The organism is Haloarcula sp. DT43, from assembly GCF_037078405.1.
Lineage (GTDB): Archaea > Halobacteriota > Halobacteria > Halobacteriales > Haloarculaceae > Haloarcula > Haloarcula brevis.
Genome location: NZ_JAYMGZ010000003.1, coordinates 318863 through 335828, shown reverse-complemented (window position 1 = coordinate 335828; position 16966 = coordinate 318863). Strand labels below are relative to the sequence as shown.

General features: G+C 67.2%; 15 protein-coding genes. 7 read left to right on the top strand and 8 right to left on the bottom strand.

All coding sequences use genetic code 11. The features are described from left to right. Window positions 1-19 precede the first annotated feature (19 nt). Both VI123_RS13395 and fdhF read left to right on the top strand, forming a co-directional pair. Window positions 20-1540 (top strand): NADH-ubiquinone oxidoreductase-F iron-sulfur binding region domain-containing protein, encoded by a 1521-nt coding sequence (locus VI123_RS13395; RefSeq protein WP_336338566.1) that lies wholly within the window; start codon window positions 20-22, stop codon window positions 1538-1540. Next, complete coding sequence (fdhF, locus tag VI123_RS13390; protein ID WP_336338565.1) at window positions 1537-4845, top strand: formate dehydrogenase subunit alpha; 3309 nt, start codon at window positions 1537-1539, stop codon at window positions 4843-4845. The genes VI123_RS13395 and fdhF overlap by 4 nt, the downstream gene beginning before the upstream one ends. A 237-nt stretch (window positions 4846-5082) precedes the next feature. Here the strand turns inward: fdhF and VI123_RS13385 are convergent, their stop codons facing one another. The 3 genes from VI123_RS13385 to VI123_RS13375 form a co-directional block, all read right to left on the bottom strand. Continuing rightward, a complete protein-coding gene (locus VI123_RS13385; protein WP_336338564.1) occupies window positions 5083-5814 on the bottom strand; it encodes a creatininase family protein in 732 nt (243 codons plus the stop codon). Window positions 5815-5987: 173 nt separating this feature from the next. Continuing rightward, on the bottom strand, window positions 5988-6395 hold the full coding sequence (locus tag VI123_RS13380) for a type II toxin-antitoxin system VapC family toxin (protein WP_336338563.1): 408 nt from the start codon (window positions 6393-6395) through the stop codon (window positions 5988-5990). Beyond that, window positions 6392-6619, bottom strand: a complete 228-nt coding sequence (locus tag VI123_RS13375; protein WP_336338562.1) for a DUF7557 family protein — start codon at window positions 6617-6619, stop codon at window positions 6392-6394. The genes VI123_RS13380 and VI123_RS13375 overlap by 4 nt, the downstream gene beginning before the upstream one ends. Before the next feature lie 218 nt (window positions 6620-6837). Between VI123_RS13375 and VI123_RS13370 the strand changes: the two genes are divergently transcribed. Then, the gene (locus VI123_RS13370) at window positions 6838-7953 is read left to right on the top strand and encodes a CobW family GTP-binding protein (RefSeq protein ID WP_336338561.1); all 1116 of its coding nucleotides are present in this window, start codon (window positions 6838-6840) and stop codon (window positions 7951-7953) included. Between the two features lies 1 nt (window position 7954). On the opposite strand, the gene VI123_RS13365 is transcribed toward VI123_RS13370, so the two are convergent. The 3 genes from VI123_RS13365 to VI123_RS13355 all read right to left on the bottom strand — a co-directional run bounded on the left by VI123_RS13365 (window position 7955) and on the right by VI123_RS13355 (window position 10328). Next, the gene (locus VI123_RS13365; protein WP_336338560.1) at window positions 7955-8116 is read right to left on the bottom strand and encodes a hypothetical protein; all 162 of its coding nucleotides are present in this window, start codon (window positions 8114-8116) and stop codon (window positions 7955-7957) included. Between the two features lie 56 nt (window positions 8117-8172). Next, window positions 8173-9330 (bottom strand): glutathione-independent formaldehyde dehydrogenase, encoded by a 1158-nt coding sequence (locus tag VI123_RS13360; protein ID WP_336338815.1) that lies wholly within the window; start codon window positions 9328-9330, stop codon window positions 8173-8175. A 146-nt stretch (window positions 9331-9476) separates the two neighbouring features. Beyond that, complete coding sequence (locus VI123_RS13355) at window positions 9477-10328, bottom strand: CPBP family intramembrane glutamic endopeptidase (RefSeq protein WP_336338559.1); 852 nt, start codon at window positions 10326-10328, stop codon at window positions 9477-9479. A gap of 436 nt (window positions 10329-10764) precedes the next feature. Here VI123_RS13355 and VI123_RS13350 point away from each other — a divergent pair, with 436 nt between their 5' ends. Together VI123_RS13350 and VI123_RS13345 are read left to right on the top strand one after the other, a co-directional pair. After that, a complete protein-coding gene (locus tag VI123_RS13350) occupies window positions 10765-12066 on the top strand; it encodes a S8 family serine peptidase (RefSeq protein WP_336338558.1) in 1302 nt (433 codons plus the stop codon). 63 nt (window positions 12067-12129) lie between these two features. Further along, a complete protein-coding gene (locus tag VI123_RS13345) occupies window positions 12130-12741 on the top strand; it encodes an ArsR/SmtB family transcription factor (RefSeq protein WP_336338557.1) in 612 nt (203 codons plus the stop codon). Between the two features lie 65 nt (window positions 12742-12806). Here the strand turns inward: VI123_RS13345 and VI123_RS13340 are convergent, their stop codons facing one another. Next, complete coding sequence (locus VI123_RS13340) at window positions 12807-14150, bottom strand: DUF7827 domain-containing protein (protein ID WP_336338556.1); 1344 nt, start codon at window positions 14148-14150, stop codon at window positions 12807-12809. A 277-nt stretch (window positions 14151-14427) separates the two neighbouring features. Here VI123_RS13340 and VI123_RS13335 point away from each other — a divergent pair, with 277 nt between their 5' ends. Both VI123_RS13335 and VI123_RS13330 read left to right on the top strand, forming a co-directional pair. After that, window positions 14428-14706 (top strand): PRC-barrel domain-containing protein, encoded by a 279-nt coding sequence (locus VI123_RS13335; protein WP_336338555.1) that lies wholly within the window; start codon window positions 14428-14430, stop codon window positions 14704-14706. A 144-nt stretch (window positions 14707-14850) separates the two neighbouring features. Beyond that, window positions 14851-15240: a DUF5684 domain-containing protein gene (locus tag VI123_RS13330; protein ID WP_336338554.1), complete on the top strand. Its 390-nt coding sequence runs from the start codon at window positions 14851-14853 to the stop codon at window positions 15238-15240. 50 nt (window positions 15241-15290) lie between these two features. On the opposite strand, the gene VI123_RS13325 is transcribed toward VI123_RS13330, so the two are convergent. Next, window positions 15291-16781, bottom strand: coding sequence for an aldehyde dehydrogenase family protein (locus tag VI123_RS13325; RefSeq protein WP_336338553.1), 1491 nt, complete (start codon window positions 16779-16781; stop codon window positions 15291-15293). Window positions 16782-16966: the final 185 nt, after the last annotated feature.

Below are 16966 nucleotides of genomic sequence, written 5' to 3'. Positions count from 1 at the left end.
TCAGCACGACGCACAGAGTATGACACAGGAAACCACGGCTCTCGCTCATTCGACCGTCATCCGGGTGTCGATGGACGGGCGATCACAGCGCGGGGACCGGGTCCGCTCCGCGGCGCGGGCAGCAACGGACTCGGTCCCGGTCGTCGAGACGGGGCCGACGGGTATCACGGCGGCCACACCGCTCGTGATGGTCACGAGTGACGGACGCACAGCCTTCTACGGCGACCCGTCGCTAGCGACCGTCCGCGACATCGTCGACGAACTGGAAGCGGGGACCGTACCGACGACCGACGCGGACGCCGTCGTCGAACACGACCCCGAAACGGCATCGCTTCCCATCCCGGAGCGCGGCCCGCTCTCTGTCGGCCGCCGCGACGTGCTGGGTCCCTGCGGCTGGGTGGCTCCGCTCGAACCGGCCGACTGGTCGTTCGTCTCGACCGAGCGGCCCGCCGCCATGGCGGAAGTGGGTCTGCTGGGCCGGGGCCGCGGGGACGCCGCCACCGACGAACCGGTCGCCGACGCGTGGGAGACGGCCCGCGCGGCCGACGGCGACCCGGTGGTCGTCTGTAACGCTAACGACGCCAGCGACCACCCGACGGGCGACGACACGCTCCTCTCTGGCGCGCCGATGGCGGTGCTGGACGGCATCGCGGCGGTCGCCGAGCACGTCGACGCCGAGGACGCCGTCGTCTACGTCAACGAGTCCCGCACCGGCTTGCAGGCCCACCTCCAAGCGGCCATCGATGCGACCGCCGGCGCCCTGCCCGTCGTTCCGCAACTGGTGGCCGGCCCGGACGAGTTCCGCGCCGGCGAACCGACGGCGGCGCTCGAAGCGCTGGAGGGGGCCGACCGCGTCGAGCCGCGGCTCCAGCCCCCAACGCCAGCCGAGCACGGCCTGTACGGCCGCCCGACGGTCGTCCACACGCCGCGGACGTTCGCGCAGGTCCAGCGGGCCGTCGCCGACCCCGGGAGCCTCGACGCCGACGCCGCGGACCCCGGAACGCGGCTCGTGACCGTCACCGGCGACGTGGCCGCTCCGGCGACGGTCGAACTCGGGTCAAGCGCCAGCCTCTCGACGGCCCGTGAGGCGGTCGAGATGGACGGCTCGTTCAAGATGGCCTGCGTCGGCGGCGTCCTCGGCGGTATCACTCGGAGCCTCGACGTCGCGCCGACCGCCCAGTCGCTCCGGGCGGCCGGGCTCGGGACCGACGGCGTCGTCGAACTGTTCGACGGCGGCCGGTGTGCCGTCGAGACGGCCGGGAAACGGGCCCGGTTCGCGTCGGTGGAGAACAGCGGCCGGTGTGTCCCCGGCCGCGAGGGGACGAAACAGCTCACCGAGCTCCTGCGTGACGTCTACGATGGCTCCTTCGAGAGCGACAAGATACGGGAACTCGCCCGCGTGATGCGCCAATCGAGCAACTGCCAGACCGGCGCGCACGCACCGCGACCGGTGACCACCGCCATCGACGAGTTCGAACCCGAGTTCCGCGCCCACACGAACGGCCGCTGTCCGGCCGATACCTGCACTGAGAGACTATGAACACAGACAAATCGATTCCGCGAGTGCCCGACCTGGACGACCCACAGCCTGAAACGCCAGTCTCCCGCGAGTTCGAGACCGGCACCGCCAACGACCCCGACGTGAGGACCGCCACCGACGCTCCGACGACGCTCACCGTCGACGGTCATCCCGTCACCGTCGCCCCGGGGTCGACCATCATCGACGCCTTGCAGGACCTCGACGACGAGGTCGTCAGCGTCGACCCCGGCGCGGAGGGGGTCGAAGACGACGCGGACGTGCCGGCGCTGTGTTACTACGACCGCGACGGCGACTGCAGCGACGAAATCGGCCCGCGGAGCGAGTGTCGCACCTGCATGGTCGAGACCGAGCAACACGGCCTCGTCCCGTCGTGTTCGTTCCCCGCCGAGGACGGGCTCACCGTCTCAACGGACGCGCCCGACGCCGAGGAGGCCCGCAGCGTCAACCTCGACCTCGTGCTGTCGAACCACAACCTCCGGTGTACCACCTGCAACGGCAACGGCCGCTGTGAACTGCAGGACGCCGCCATCAGCGAGGGCGTCGACCACCCCCGATACGGCGTCTTCGACGAGCGCGACCAGTACGAGCCAATCGACGACACCTCCTCGTTCATCCAGATAGACCGCAACAAGTGCATCCTCTGTAACCGCTGTGTCGACGCCTGCAACGACGTGCAGGTCGAAGGCGTCCTCCGGGTCGAGGGCCACGGCGAGGACACCCGCATCGGCTTCCAGTCCGACGCCGAGACGATGCACGACTCCGAATGTGTCTCCTGTGGCCACTGCGCAACGGTCTGTCCGACCGGCTCGCTGACCGAGAAGGGCATCGGCGGCGCGGCCACGCTCCCGCTGCCGGGCTTCACCCAGCGCAACTCCATCGGGAAAGTCATCGAACACGAGGACGCCGAGACCATCGACGACACCACCGCCCCCAACCGCGGGTTCGAGCCCGGCGACCCGAGGGCGGAGGAGAAGGAGGGACTCGCCAGGTTCGCATCGGCGGCCAAGCGCCGGGCCGGCGACCTGGCGAAAGAGTACGGCAGGAAGGCGTTCCTCGCCGGCGAACACACCGCCGAGAGCATCGCGGCGAACACGATGCCCGAGGGCCGACTGTTCGACATCGCCAGCGCGGTCAGCGACTACCGCCTCTCGAAGATCGACAAGCAGGAGACGACCTGTGGCTTCTGTGCCGTCGGCTGCCGGTTCGAGATGTGGGGCAAGGACGGGGACTCGCTCGGCGTCGTCCCGGTCGAGGACCCCGACGACGCGCCCGCGAACAACTTCTCGACCTGCGTGAAAGGGAAGTTCGGCCACGAGTTCGCCAACAGCGAGCGGCGGGTCACCGAACCGCTCGTCCGCAACGACGACGGCGAACTCGAACCCACAAGCTGGGACGAGGCACTCGAGCACGTCGCCGAGCGCTTCACCGAGATTCAGGACCGGCACGGCATCGACGCGCTGGGCTGTCTCGCTTCCTCGAAGGGGAGCAACGAGGAGGCGTACCTCGTCCAGAAGTTCGCCCGGCAGGTGCTGGGGACGAAGAACATCGACAACTGCGCCCGGCTGTGTCACTCGTCGACTGTCGCCGCGCTCCAGCAGACGCTGGGCTACGGCGCGATGACCAACCGCATCAACGAGGACATCGGCGAGGCCGACGCCTACCTCATCAGCGGCTCCAACACCACCGAGTCCCATCCGGTGCTCGCCACGCGAATCAAGCAGAACGTCCGGGACGGGGCCGACCTCGTCGTGTTCGACCCGCGGAAAGTCGGCATCGCCGAACACGCCGACCAGTACACCCGCACCAACCCCGGCTACGACGTGGCCTGGCTCAACGGCCTCATCCGGTACATCGTCGAGAACGACCTCCACGACGAGGACTTCATCGAGCGCAACACGAAGAACTTCGAGGAGGTCAGAGAGAAGGTCCAGGCCTTCACCCCCGAGAAGGTCGAGGAACTGGCGGGCGTCTCGCCCGAGGAACTCGCCTCGGCGGCCGAGACACTCGCCGAGGCTGACAGCGTCGTCTTCGGCTGGGCGATGGGGATGACCCAGCAGAGCCACGGCACGGAGAACCTCATCGCCATGGCCGACCTCGCGCTCGTCTTGGGGCAGGTCGGCAAGCCCGGAGCCGGCCTCTCGCCGTTCCGCGGCCAGAACAACGTCCAGGGCGGCGGCGGTGACATGGGCACCCTTCCGGGAAGTCTGCCGGGCTATCAAAACCCAGCAGACGATGAAGTCGCCGAGAAGTTCGCCGACAAATGGGGCGAGCGACCGCCCGAAGAGCCCGGGCTCAAAGTGCCGGAGATGCTCGCCGAGGCCCACGCGGGGAATCTCCGCGGGATGTACGTCGTCGGCGAGAACCCCGCGCTCTCCGAACCGGACATCCAGCACGCCGCCGAGGCCCTGGAGGACATGGAGTTCCTCGTCGTCCAGGACATCTTCATGACCGAGACGGCCGAGTACGCCGACGTGGTGTTGCCGGCGGCCACCTCGCCGGAGAAACACGGCACGTTCACGAACACCGAGCGCCGGGTCCAGCGGGTCCGTCCCACGTCTGAGCCGCCGGGCAAGGCCCGCCAGGACTGGGAGATAACGCAGGCCCTGGCCCGCCGGTTGGGCTACGACTGGGACTACGACCACCCGCGGGAGGTGATGGACGAGATCAATTCGCTCGCCCCCATCTACGGCGGCGTCACCTACGACCGTCTCGAATCCGGCGAGGAGCACGGCCTGCAGTGGCCTTGCTGGGACGAGGACCACGAAGGCACGCCGTACCTCTACGACTACGACGAGGGGAACTTCAACTTCGAAGACGGGAAGGCCCGCTTCGTCCCCGCGGACGGGGGCCACCCCGGCGAAATTCCGGACGAGGAGTATCCGCTGACACTCACCTCCGGGCGCGTGCTGTATCACTGGCACACGGGCCAGATAACGCGCCGCGTCGAGGGGCTGATGAGCCACGTCGGGGAGAGCTTCGTCGAGGTGCATCCCGAGACCGCGGAGAACCTCGGTATCGCCGACGGTGAGTACGTCCGCGTCGAGTCCCGCCGGGGCGACATCGTCGTTAAGGCGCAAGTCACCGACCGCGTCGGTCCGGGGACGCTGTTCATCCCGATGCACTTCGCTGCGGGCGCGGTCAACAAGCTCACCGGCGAGACGTTTGACCCGACCGCCGGCATCCCCGAGTACAAAGTATCGAGCGTCCGCGTCGAAGTGCTGGGGCCGGAGACCGACGAAGCGGTGCTCCGAACGCCGGACGCCGGCGGGAAACAGATCCGGAAGCGAGGCGCGGGCGACGACTGAGTCGATCCGGTTGCTTTTCGCCAGCATATGAAATCGTGGGATAGTGTCGTGACAGGTCCAGACAGGTGCGACATATACAAGACCATTTAGTTAATATCTAGCTCTATATCCTATTTCTGAGTGTACTTTACTCTATGATAAATTCAATGAAGATATTTTCTGGTTGGAAGAATAAGAAATATTTTGAAAAGTATCCAGATAGTGTGATTTTAATATAATTGGTTTGTGCTTGCCTCACTACTCACGCGGTCCGACCGGTCGATCCGCAATTTCATCAAGGAGGTCGACGAGCGACCGCGTCGCCAGTTCCAGCAGCGTCTCCCCGCGTTCGGCGCTGCCCTCTCGCGGGTCGCCGACGACGCCGTTCTCGGTGAACTCGTCGGAATCGAACGCGAGGTTGACGCCGCTTTGCCACTCCCCCCAGCCGTCGCTGCCACCGTCTGCGGCCTCGTCCAGTCGGTCCTCGTGGACGGACTCCGGGTTCGTATGCTGGAGCAGCGACGTTTCCAGCGGCCCGCCGTGACCCATGTCGGCGCTGTGGTCGCCGACCGCGTCGAACCACGTGAACGGGACGGCGAAGGCCTCGTCGTGGCGGGTAATCCGGCCAGAGACCTCCCGCAGTGCGTCGATGTTGCCGCCGTGGCCGTTGACCAGCACCACGTGGTCCCAGCCGTGGCTGGCGAGACTCCGGACGATGTCCCGGACGTATGCCCGGAACGTCGACTCGGAGGCCCACAGCGTTCCGGAGAACGCCCGGTGCTCCTCGGCGACGCCGACGGGAACCGGCGGCGCGACGACGACGGGGTCGTCGTAGCGCTCGGCCCCGCGTTCGGCGACCGCCTCGGCGTCGAGCGTGTCCGTCCCGAGCGGTGCGTGTGGCCCGTGTTGCTCCGTGCTTCCGACGGGGAGGAGGGCCAGGTCCGTCTCTACATCCGCCATGTCGGTCCAGGTCTCCGTCTGTAGGTCCATAGTCACATCTCCGACGGCGGCGAGATAAAGCCCGTTCTCTCGGCGGCTTTTACAAGGGTTGCTGGCGCGATTCCGTCACTCAGGAGCGTCCCTGAAACTCGAACAGCCAGATCGGTTAGTAGATATGCATAGTGAACAGATAGCTCAAATGCTTTGGCGCGAAAAGAATAGCGTTAGGACGCGTCGACTATGTCGACATCCATGAACTCGTGTAACGCCGCCTTGTCGAAATCAGTCTTGTCGGCAGTCACCAGCGTCGCTTGGTGTTGGCGCGCTGTCGCGGCTATGAGTAGATCGACATCGCCGAGTGAGACACCGGCAGCTTCGAGCGCGGTTTCCATGCTGGCCGCTTCAGCAGCAGTATCGCCATCGAAGCTGATTACGGTGTCAACAGCCCGTGTCAGCTGGCTTCGCCGCGTGCGCTGTTTTGACTGCGTGTCGTAGTAGGACAGAAATTCGAAGAGGACGAGTGCTGAGATACCCCATGGTTCAGTTCGATGCTCGGATAAATAGTTGAGAACAGCCGCATCCGGGTCCGGGCGGGCGTACTTTCGGATGATGTTATTGTCGAGGAGAATCATTCTGGGCCCGTTGCCCGGGTTTCAAACGAGTCGTTGAGGTCCTCACGTTTCTGTTTCATGTGTTCCTCGATCCCCTCCTCAGCGAATCCAGCCATTTCACGAACGTCTTCCTCAGTCCGAGTGACTGCGAGCCGGTCCAGCAACTCGTCGAACGTTTCGTCTTCACGCTTCACCGCTTCCAGTTTCGCTTTTGTTTCATCCGAGATTCGAATTGATGAGCTCATATCGAATACAATGTATTCGGCTGGGTTAGTGGTTTCGCCCGGGAATCAGTAGTACCGACTTGTCGTAAAGGCAAGATTCGATTACTGCATTGTCTGTACTGACCGGGCGTTGCAGTTCTGGCATGGAACAAAGAAATCGTGTCGGCAATCACTGTTTGCGATAGCGAGTCGGTTCCGGACCCGTATTTATTACCTGCTGACACGTGTGTTGTGGTACCATGATCGACACTGGCTCGGATTCGATTCCGATGACAGTCATCAGCGGGCCCCTCGGTGCGGGGAAGACGACACTAGTCAACAGGCTGTTGAGCGAGCCCGGGGACAGGCGAATCGCCGTCGTCGTCAACGATATGGGGGAGATAAACGTCGACGCGGAGCTCGTCGCGGACGAGGCGGACGCGGGCCAAGAGGGTGTCGTGGACCTCTCGAACGGGTGTATCTGTTGCCGGCTCCAGGACGACCTCGTGACCGAGGTGACGCGGCTCGCCGAAGAGCGGTCGTTCGACTACCTCGTCGTCGAGGCTTCCGGCATCAGCGAGCCGATTCCCATCGCGCGGACGCTGACAGTCGGGCCGGACGGGGGCGAGCCGCCGGCGGGGTTCCATCTCGATACGACGGTGTCGGTCGTCGACGCCTACGGGTTCTGGAAGGCGTTCGACCCCGAGGAGTCGCTGCCGGACGCCGCGCCCGACCCCGAGCGACCGCTCACAGAGGTGCTGGTCGACCAGATAGAGTTCTGCGACGTGCTCCTGCTGAACAAGTGCGACATGGTGCCCGACGACGCGCTCGACGCCGTCGCGGCCGCGGTGAGAGCGCTCCAGCCCCGGGCGACCGTCCACCGGACGACCTACAGCGAAGTCGACCCAGGCGACGTGCTCGGGACCGGCCGGTTCGACTTCGAGGCCGCCAAGCGACGGCAGGGCTGGAAGGAGGCGTTAGCCGGGTCGGACGGGCACGAGGGCCACGAACACGACGGGGCATCGGCGGCAGCGGCCCACGGCGTCGACTCGTTCACCTATCGCCGCGAGACGCCGTTTCACCCGGGTCGGTTCGACGACTGGCTCGACGACTGGGACGGCACAATCGTCCGCGCGAAGGGGTTCGCGTGGGTCGCAAGCCGGCCGGAGACGGTCGTGGGCGTGAGTCAGGCCGGCCCGTCGGTCCGGGCCGGCCCCATCGGCGAGTGGGGCGACGACGACCCCGCCACCCGACTGGTCTTCATCGGCCGGGAGATGGACAAGGACGGCATCGTGGCCGGACTCGACGACTGTCTGGTCACGGACGCGGAGCGAACCCAGACGTTCGACAGCGACCCGTTCCCGCGGGACGGCTGACTCAGGTCGCGCCGTAGCCGACCTCCTCGCGGAGTTCGTCCCAGGACTCGTGGAACCCGTAGGTGGACTCGGACCCGCCGCCCATCGCGGCCTGGTAGACGTCGTCGTAGGACAGGAGCTGGGTCCAGCCGTCGTGGAAACGGTAACTACAGTACTGGCACATACCCGTCAGTACCGGGCAGTGGGACGTATAGCTATCGCCATTCGGTGGGGCTGGCCTCAGGGCTCCAGCAGCACCTTCGTGACGCCCTCCTCCCGGTTGTCGAAGGCCTCGTACATCTCCGGGGCCTGCTCCAAGTCGACGCGGTGGGAGACAACCCAGCTGGGGTCGGCTCGTCCCTCGATGATGAGGTCCCGCAGCTCCCGGTTGTAGGACTTGACGTTACACTGGCCGGTCCCGAGCGCCTGGCCCTTCTCGAAGAGCAGCCCGAAGTCGATGCCGAGACGGCCCTGTGCGGCCATGTCGTCCGGCGCGCCGGGGTCTTCGGGCACGTAGAGTCCCGGAATCCCGAGTTCGCCGGTCGGTTTCACCGTCCGGATGAGGTTGTTGATGACGACGGCCGGGTTCTCACGCGCCGGGTCGTAGGCATCGGCGGCTTCCTTGTCGGGGTCGATTGCCTGGTAGCCGACGGCGTCGACGCCCTTGTCGACGCCGCCGCCGTGTCGCTCCTTTATCTGTTCGACCGGGTTGCCGTCCTCGAAGTTTATCGGGGTCGCGTCGCAGTGTTCTTCGGCGAGTTCGAGCCGGCTCGGAACGCGGTCGACGGAGTAAATCTCCGCCGCGCCCTTGATTTTCGCGCTGTAGGCGGCCATCAGCCCGACCGGGCCGGCCCCGTAGATAGCGACGGAGTCGCCCGGTTCGAGGTTGGCGAGTTCTGTCCCGTGCCAGCCTGTCGGGAAGATGTCCGCGAGCAGGGAGAAGGCGTCCTCGTGTTCGTCGCCCTCCGGGAGTTTGAGGGCGTTGAAGTCCGCATAGGGGATGCGGAGCTTCTCGGCCTGGCCGCCCTTGTACGGCCCCATGGCGACGTAGCCGTAAGCCCCGCCAGCGAAGCCAGGATTCACGTTCGTACAGAACCCTGTGTATCCGTTCTCGCAGTTCTCACAGAACCCACAGGCGACGTTGAAGGGCGCGACGACGCGGTCGCCCACTTCCAGCGAGGACACGGCGTCGCCGACCGCTGTGACGATACCCATGTTCTCGTGTCCGAACACGATGCCGGGTTCCGCCGCCGTCCGCCCCTCGTACATGTGGAGGTCGGACCCGCAGATACACGAGGTCGTGATGTCGATAAGTACGTCGTTCGGGTGCTCTATCTCCGGTTCGTCTACCTCTTCGACGGCCACTTCCTTCGGGCCCTTGTACACAACAGCGTTCATTGACATTGGTTAGCACAACCATATTTCCCATAGTATGGCTGTCACTTATAACTAGTCAATTATTATGGACGATTCGGGACAGCACTCGACGGCGCGACCGGAGGGTCAGTCCGTGACCCGCAGCGGGCGGGCCGCAGTAGTGACCCCTAGTCCCCGGTCGAGGGGGACGTCTCCCTCGGGGACCAGGCGAGCGGGTGGCCGTCCCGCCCCGAGAGCCGGACGGCCAGGTAGACCAGCGAGACCATGGCGGCGCATTCCACGACGCCCACAGCGAGGTGGAGTTCGGACGGGACGCTCGTCGTGACCGCGAGCGGTGGGTAGTTCATCGAGGCGTGGAACACCGCGACGAGCCAGAGGTTCCCCGTGAGCGCGTACACGCTCCCGTAGGCGACCCCCACGAGTGCCAGTCCGAGGAGCCGGCCCGCGAGTGGGGTACCGACCCCGTGGCCCGACGCGAGGAACCACCGGGGGAGGTGAAAGAGCGCGAACAGGACCGCCACGAGCCCGATGCCGAGGAGAGCGCCGCGGCGTGTCGCGCCCCCGGCCAGCGACGTGCACTTCTGCTGGAGGTACGTTCGGAAGAGGAGTTCTTCCGGGATGGCGGTGAACAGAAGCGAACTGAGCAGGGCCGCGAGATACAGCAGCGGACGGGTCGCTGTCCGCGACAGCGTCGCCTCGAAGCCGGAGACGCCGCCCAGCGCGAGCGCGGCCGCGACCAGGTTGTACAGCGCCCAGAACGCGGCGACGACGCCGAATACGGGCCCGAGCGTTCGACGGGGCGGGAGGAGCGGGCGCAAGCTGAGGGCCTCGACCCTGAGTGCGGCGGCCGTGAGGACGACGAGAAAGCCGCCCCAGGCCATCCCCAGGAGCGGCGGCGGGGACGCCCCGGGAGAGAGCGCGACCAGGCCGGACAGGACGGCAATCGTCAGGAGGTACGTTGCGACAGGGACCAGCGGCCCGCCGTCGAACTCCGGCAGGCCCAGTGGAGGGCGCAACATCCCGTCGGAGTTCTCGGGACGGACTGAAATTCTCTTCCATGTCGCCGCGACCGCGGCAGAAGCCACCGTCTGTGCGGGTCGTTTAAACTCAGATTTTAGTCTGAGGTGGCTTTACTACGCATCCGCCCGACGGATCACATGCCGGAGGCCGCCTGCGCCGGTCCCCGGCTGCCACCCACATCGCCACACCGTTGCCACGAACCGGAATCCGCCACGCTCGACTGTCCGACCGGCAACGGACACAGCCCTCCCCCTTTCCGTTGCCGGCCGCTCCGCCAAGCGCCGTCGAACTCATGAAACCGGAGGTACGCGCCGAACAGTTCTTTCGCTACTGCCGACAGTGGGGCTTCCAGCGGTCGCTGAATCCCCAAGACAGCACTCGGAAGCGGGCGGTCGGCCACGGCGTCACGGACGGCCTCGCGGCGGGTGGTCGGTAGTGCGTAACGCCGCCGTCTGGCTGTTGGCCGTCGTGGCTGTCGGGTCGCTGACGGCCGGCATCGCTGTGCTCGCGGTGACGGCTCCGGCGGAGCCGCGCCCGGCCGCGACTGACGGCGACCCGGTAGCGGTGTCGAACGGGACGGCCGGTCGGTTCGCCGAACTCCACGCGACCGGTATCGCGGGGTCGAACGTCTCGGTCGGCGTCGTCGACCCGACGGGGTTCGACACGGAGTCGGACGCGATTGCCGGGCGCGTCGCCGCGACGCGGGCGTTCGGGGCCGGTCCCGCACACGGGACCGACGAGGCACACGGCACCGCGACGGCGGCCGTCGTGGCCCGGACCGCCCCGGACGCCGACCTGTACCTCGCACGGATAGACAGCGTCGACAGCTACCGGCGGGCCGTGGCCTGGCTCGTCCGGGCGGACGTCGACGTAATCGTCGCGCCGGTCTCGTTCTACGGGCAACCGGGCGACGGGACCGGGCCGGTCGCCCGGAGCGCGACCCGAGCGACGAGGCGCGGGGCGGTGTTCGTCGCCCCGGCCGGGAACCTCGCACAGTCACACTGGTCGGGCCGGTACACCGCAGAGGCCGTCGAGAACCGGACGGTCGCCTTCGCGGGCGGGAGCCGGCGGAGTTACGTCCGGGGCGGGACCGAAATCACGGTCTGGCTCTCCTGGGAGCGCGACCACGCGGACGAGGAGTACACGGTCGAGCTGTACCGGACGAACGGAACCGACTCGCGGCTGGTCGCCCGCTCGCAGCCCTATCACGGCGACAGCGTGCCGAACGAGCGCATCGTCGCCGACGTCAGGCCCGGCGACTACTACCTCGTCGTTCGCGGGCCGGCGTCCCCGACCGGCACGCGGCTCCGGCTCGTCTCACCGACACACGACCTCCAGCACGCGACGACCCGAAACAGCGTCGTCGCGCCGGGGACCGCACGCGGTGCCGTCACCGTCGGCGCGTACAACAGCCGCGTCGACCAGCTCGAACCGTTCAGTTCCCACGGCCCGACGGTCGACGGCCGGCCCGGCGTCGACGTCGTCGCCCCGGACCGACAGTTCGCCGCCGCCGCGCCCGACGGCTTCGTCGGCTCCTCGGCGGCGGTCCCCTACGTCGGCGGGACCGTGGCCCTGCTACTCGACGCGAACGAGTCCCTGTCCCCGCGCCGGACCGAACGGGTGCTGGAGCGGACCGCCAGGGACGTGAGCGAGCCGGGACTCGACAACGGGACCGGCCACGGGGCGGTCGACCCGGTGCGTGCGGTCCGAGCCGCGCGGAACCGGACCGAGGGTTAAAGCTCGTTTTAACCCAGCCACAGCGTTTTGCGAACGGCCCGGTCACGTACCCGATACGGACGCATGTCGAGTCTCATCGAACGGATACAGGAGCGGACGGGGACCGCCGACGAATCACCGCGAGTGCTCGGCGTCGCGGCGACCGAGACCGACGACGTGCTCGACGCCCTCGCGTCGGACACCGGTCGGTCGCTGTTTCGCACGCTGTACGACGAGCCCGGGACGCCGTCTGAGATAGCCGACCGGTGTGACACGTCGGTCCAAAACGTCCACTACCACGTCTCGAACCTCGAAGAGGCGGAGCTCATCGAACCGGTCGAGACGGTCTACTCCTCGAAGGGCAACGAGATGACTGTGTACGGCCCGGCGAGCGACCCGATTGTGCTGGTCGGCGACCGGGAGATGGTCCCCCGCCTCCGGCAGTCCCTGGCCGACGTCGTCGCCGGGCTGGGGCTGATTGGCCTCGCCAGCCTCTTCGTCCAGTGGGGCGCGGAGCGGCTGGCGAACACCGCGGCCGGGAGCGGGGTCCTGGCCCCGGCGAGTCCGGGCTCGGGGCCGGTACAGGGGACCGACGCCCTCGCCAGGGTCGTGTTCGAGGTCGTCGAGCCAGGCCTCCTGTTTTTCTGCCTGTGTCTCACCGTGCTCGGGATGGCGGCCCTGCTCGCTGACGGGTGAGCCCGGAGAACGGAGTCGAGCCGAGAAGGGACGGTGGTCGATACTGCTTCGGAGCCCGGACAGTCTCAGTTCATAATCGCTCGGAGGCAGATTCCGACGCCGGCGATGGCGAGCACGCCACCGACGGCGAGAGCGCCGGTACCAACGCCGAAATCGCCGGCCCGGGACTGCTGGGCGGCCGACGTTTCGCCGGTCACCGAATCCACGTCGTCGGAGGCGGTGGTGGACGCGTTGCCGTCGCGGACGGCCAGCGTTCCGATGGCGTCGGGCTGGCCGGTCGCCTCCGTGCCGCGGTACAGCGACAGGTCGTAGTTGGTCGCGGCGAGTTGCGAGTCGAGCGCGACCTCGGAGCCGGATTCGACCGCCACGGCGTCGGCGTCCGCGGCGGGTTCGAGGGTGGGCTCGTCGTGGCCGGCCGCCGCGGTGTCGAACAGGAGCACGACGCGGGAATCGCCGTTCCCGTCGCGGACGGTCGCGTTGATTTCGTAGTTGGTGGCGGGGCTCCCGATGGAGACGGTGGCCGCGTCAGCGGTCGCCAGGACGACGGGGATTCGAACGGTCTCGCCCTGTCGACCCTGGACCACCGATTCCCCGAAGCCGAAGTCGGCCGACTCCTCGACCTCGAACCGCTCGTTTGCCGACCCGTTGGCCTCGATGACGAGCTGGCCGAGAGTCGGCGTGCCATCGGTCGTCCGGCCGTCGTACACGCGGTAGGGGTAGGCGGCGGGGTCGAGCGTCGACGGGAGGGCGGGCTCCGGCTCGGTCACGGTCAGCGAGTCGCCGTCGTCCGCCACGCCCAGGGTCGCCCCGTCCGTGCCGGCGGCTGCGGTGTCGAAGAGGACCAGCACCTCGCCGTCGCCGTCGTCGTCGCTGACAGTCGCATTGATGCGGTAGTTGGTCGCCTCGCTGCCGACGGAGAGTGTCTTGCTCCCGCCGTCGCTCATCGAGAGCGGGATTTCGGCCGTCTCGCCCTGTGAGACGGCGACGACGTTTTCGCCGCGTTCGGTCCGCTCCGGGGTCTCCGGGACCGGGTCGGTGCAGTCGGCGTCACACTGAGCGATGGTGCCGCGGCGTTCGAACAGCGGGTCGCCGTCGGCGTGACCGTGCAGTTCGTAGGTCGTGTTCGGCGGCACCATGGACAGGTCGAACCGGGCGGCGAAGGTCCCGTCGGACCGGACCCTGACGTGTGACTGTCGAACGAACGGAGTTTGGGCGTCGGTCGACTGGATTCTGACGGTCAACTCGGTCCCGGGGTCGAGCGAGGTCTCGCCGGTGACCACCTGCTGTTCGGCGGCGTAGAGCGGGACGCTCTCCTCCGAGAGCGTGGCGGTCTGCTGTGCAGCGGCCAGCCCCGGCCCCGCCGCCGAGGCGACGAGTACCGCGGCCAGCACCACCGAGCGACGGTTCACGGAATCACCTCCCGAAGCGGAGACAGTCGCGCGGACACTCGGTCGCTATGCCGTCGGCAGTTCCGTACCGCAAGTGGAGGGCAGTTCGCTGGCATACGGGTAGCAGTTGCAGTGGGGTCGAAAAACAGCCGGCGATAGCTTAAAGCCACGTTGAACGGAGCGGGACCGTCGGCCCCGACCACCACACACCCAGTAGGCATGCGACGTGCGGCGACAGGGCACTGTGAGCGGTGAGAAATCCAGTATTTTTATGATAATTTCGGGACAAGAGGCCGGTATGCGAACGGTCCTCGCAAGCGAGCTCTCCAACGTTCGAGTCGTGAGTACCGACGGCCGCGAAGTCGGCACAGTGGAAAACCTCACCATCGATACGGCGACGGGCGAACTGCAGACGGTCGTCATCGACAGTGACGTCGCCGAGATATTCAGCGTCGAGCGCGACGCCGACGGGCACATCCGGTTGCCGGCGACGCTCATCGAGTCGATGCGTGACCACCTGACCATCCAGCCGCCGGCAGAGCAGCGCCCGACGGGCGGCGACGCCGTGGATTCGTAGGCGGGTCCGGGCGGGGCAAGCCGACGGCCGCGGTCCACGGACCAGTGGCCAGTGGGCTTCACCGTGTGCCCCAGAGTGGGTGGGCTGGCCCGATACGTGGCCGCCCTTCGCCATTTTTTTCAGAGCCCCGGAGTCACTGCCGGTATGGTCCCCATCGAACTGATAGCACCCCTCCAGAGCGGCGGTGCGGGTGACATCGTGTATGTCCTGTTCCAGCTCCTGGTGGTCGCCGTCCAGATAGCCGGGATGTGGCTGGTGTTCCGGAAGGCCGGTCACGCGGGCTGGAAGGCAATCGTCCCGATATACAACTTCTACGTCATGCTCAAAATCGGCGGGAACGCGTGGTGGTGGCTGGTCCTGCTGTTGGTCCCCATCCTGAACATCTACGCGTTGTACAGGATTCACGCCGGCGTGGCCAGAGCCTTCGGTCGCGGCATCGGCTTCGGGCTCGGGCTCGCGTTCCTGGGCGTCCTGTTTTTCCCGCTGCTGGGCTTCGGTGATTACGAGTATCGCCAGTCCGACGGGCTCGCCTGAGCGCCGCCGGCCGCGTGGTCCGACCGTGAGGTCGCAGCCGTCAGCCGACGTTACAGCGGGTAGTCGCGGGGCTCGTGCTGGACCGAAATCCACTTCGTCTCGGTGATTTCACGGAGGAACGCGTCGCTGTTGTACTCGCCGACGCCGGAAGCCCCGATGCCGCTGAAGGGCACGTGGGCCTCGTCGTTGATGGGCTGGTCGTTGATGTGGACGTTCCCGGTCTCCAGTCGGCTGGCGATGTCCTTGGCGACCGAGAGGTCGTCGGCGTGGACGGCCCCGGAGAGGCCGTATTCGGTGTCGTTTGCGATTTCGACGGCCTCGTCGACGTCCGAGAACGGGATGACCGGCGCGATGGGACCGAAGTGCTCGTTGCAGGCCGCCGCCATGTCGTTGGTCACGCCCGACAGCACCGTCGGCTTCACGACCAGCGAGTCCTCGACGCCGTCGATAGCCACCGTCTCGCCGCCGGTTTCGAGCGTGGCTCCAGCCGCAACGGTCTCCTCGACGTAGTCGAGCATCTCGTCGCGCTGGGACTCGTCGATGATGGGGCCGACTTCGGTCGCCGGGTCGTGGGCGCTCCCGACCGTGAGCGACGCGGCGCGTTCGGTCAGTTTCCGGACGTACTCGTCGTAGATGTCCTCGTGGACGATGTGTCGGTTGATGGAGATACAGACCTGCCCCTGGTGGACGAACGAGCCGAACGTCGCCGCGTCGACGGCGCGGTCGACGTCGGCGTCGCTCGTGACGACGAACGGGTTGTTGCCGCCGAGTTCCATCGCGGGCACGGCGAGGTTCTCCCCGGCGAGGCCGGCGACGTGTTGCCCGACTTCCGTCGAGCCGGTGAAAGAGACGACGTCGCTCTCGGGGTGGCTGGCGACGCGATCACCGATGTCCGAGCCGCGCCCGGTCACGACGTTGAGCACGCCGTCGGGCAGGTCGGTCTGCTCGAAGAGCCTGGCGAACAGGAGCCCGCCCGTAATCGGCGAGTTTGTCGAGGGCTTGAGGACGACGCTGTTCCCGGCGGCGATGGCGGGCAGGACCGCCCGCGCCGAGAGGTTCAGCGGGAAGTTCCACGGGGAGATGACCGTCACGACGCCCTTCGGTCCGCGTTCGACGGTGTTCTCCTTGCCGGGGATGTTCGACTCGGCGTGTTCACCCTTCATCCGCCGGGGCAGCGTCGCCGCCTCGCCGGCGTGGTCGGAGGCTATCTGGATGGACGTCTCGCCCATGATGGCGGAGCCACCCACCTCGTGAGCCAGCAGGTCGACGACTGCGTCGCTGTGTTCCTGGAGCGCCGCCAGGAACTGCTGGACGACCTCCGCGCGGTGGGCCGGCGGGGCCGTCTCCCACTCGGTCTGTGCCTCGCTGGCGGCCTCGTAGGCTGCGTCGACGTCGCGTTCGGTCGCGGCGGGGACCGTGGCGACGGCCTCCCGCGTCGAGGGGTCCTCGACGGCGATGGTCCCGCCGTCGTCGGCCGGCACCCACTCGCCGTCGATGTACTGTCTGCTCCAGTCGGCGTCGATGGACAGGTCGTTCGACATCTGTGTTTTTACCAAATGGTAGAATACGGAAAAGGGGGCGAGAGGGGGAGAAAAACGCCGGTTACCGTGACGCTGACACGACTGGCGGCCCCCGCGCTGAGCCGGACCGGTGGGCCACCGTCGGTCGGAAGGGCAGTCGACCGGCGAGGGACCGACAGGGAGCAGCGCTTTCAGCGGGGCCGCCG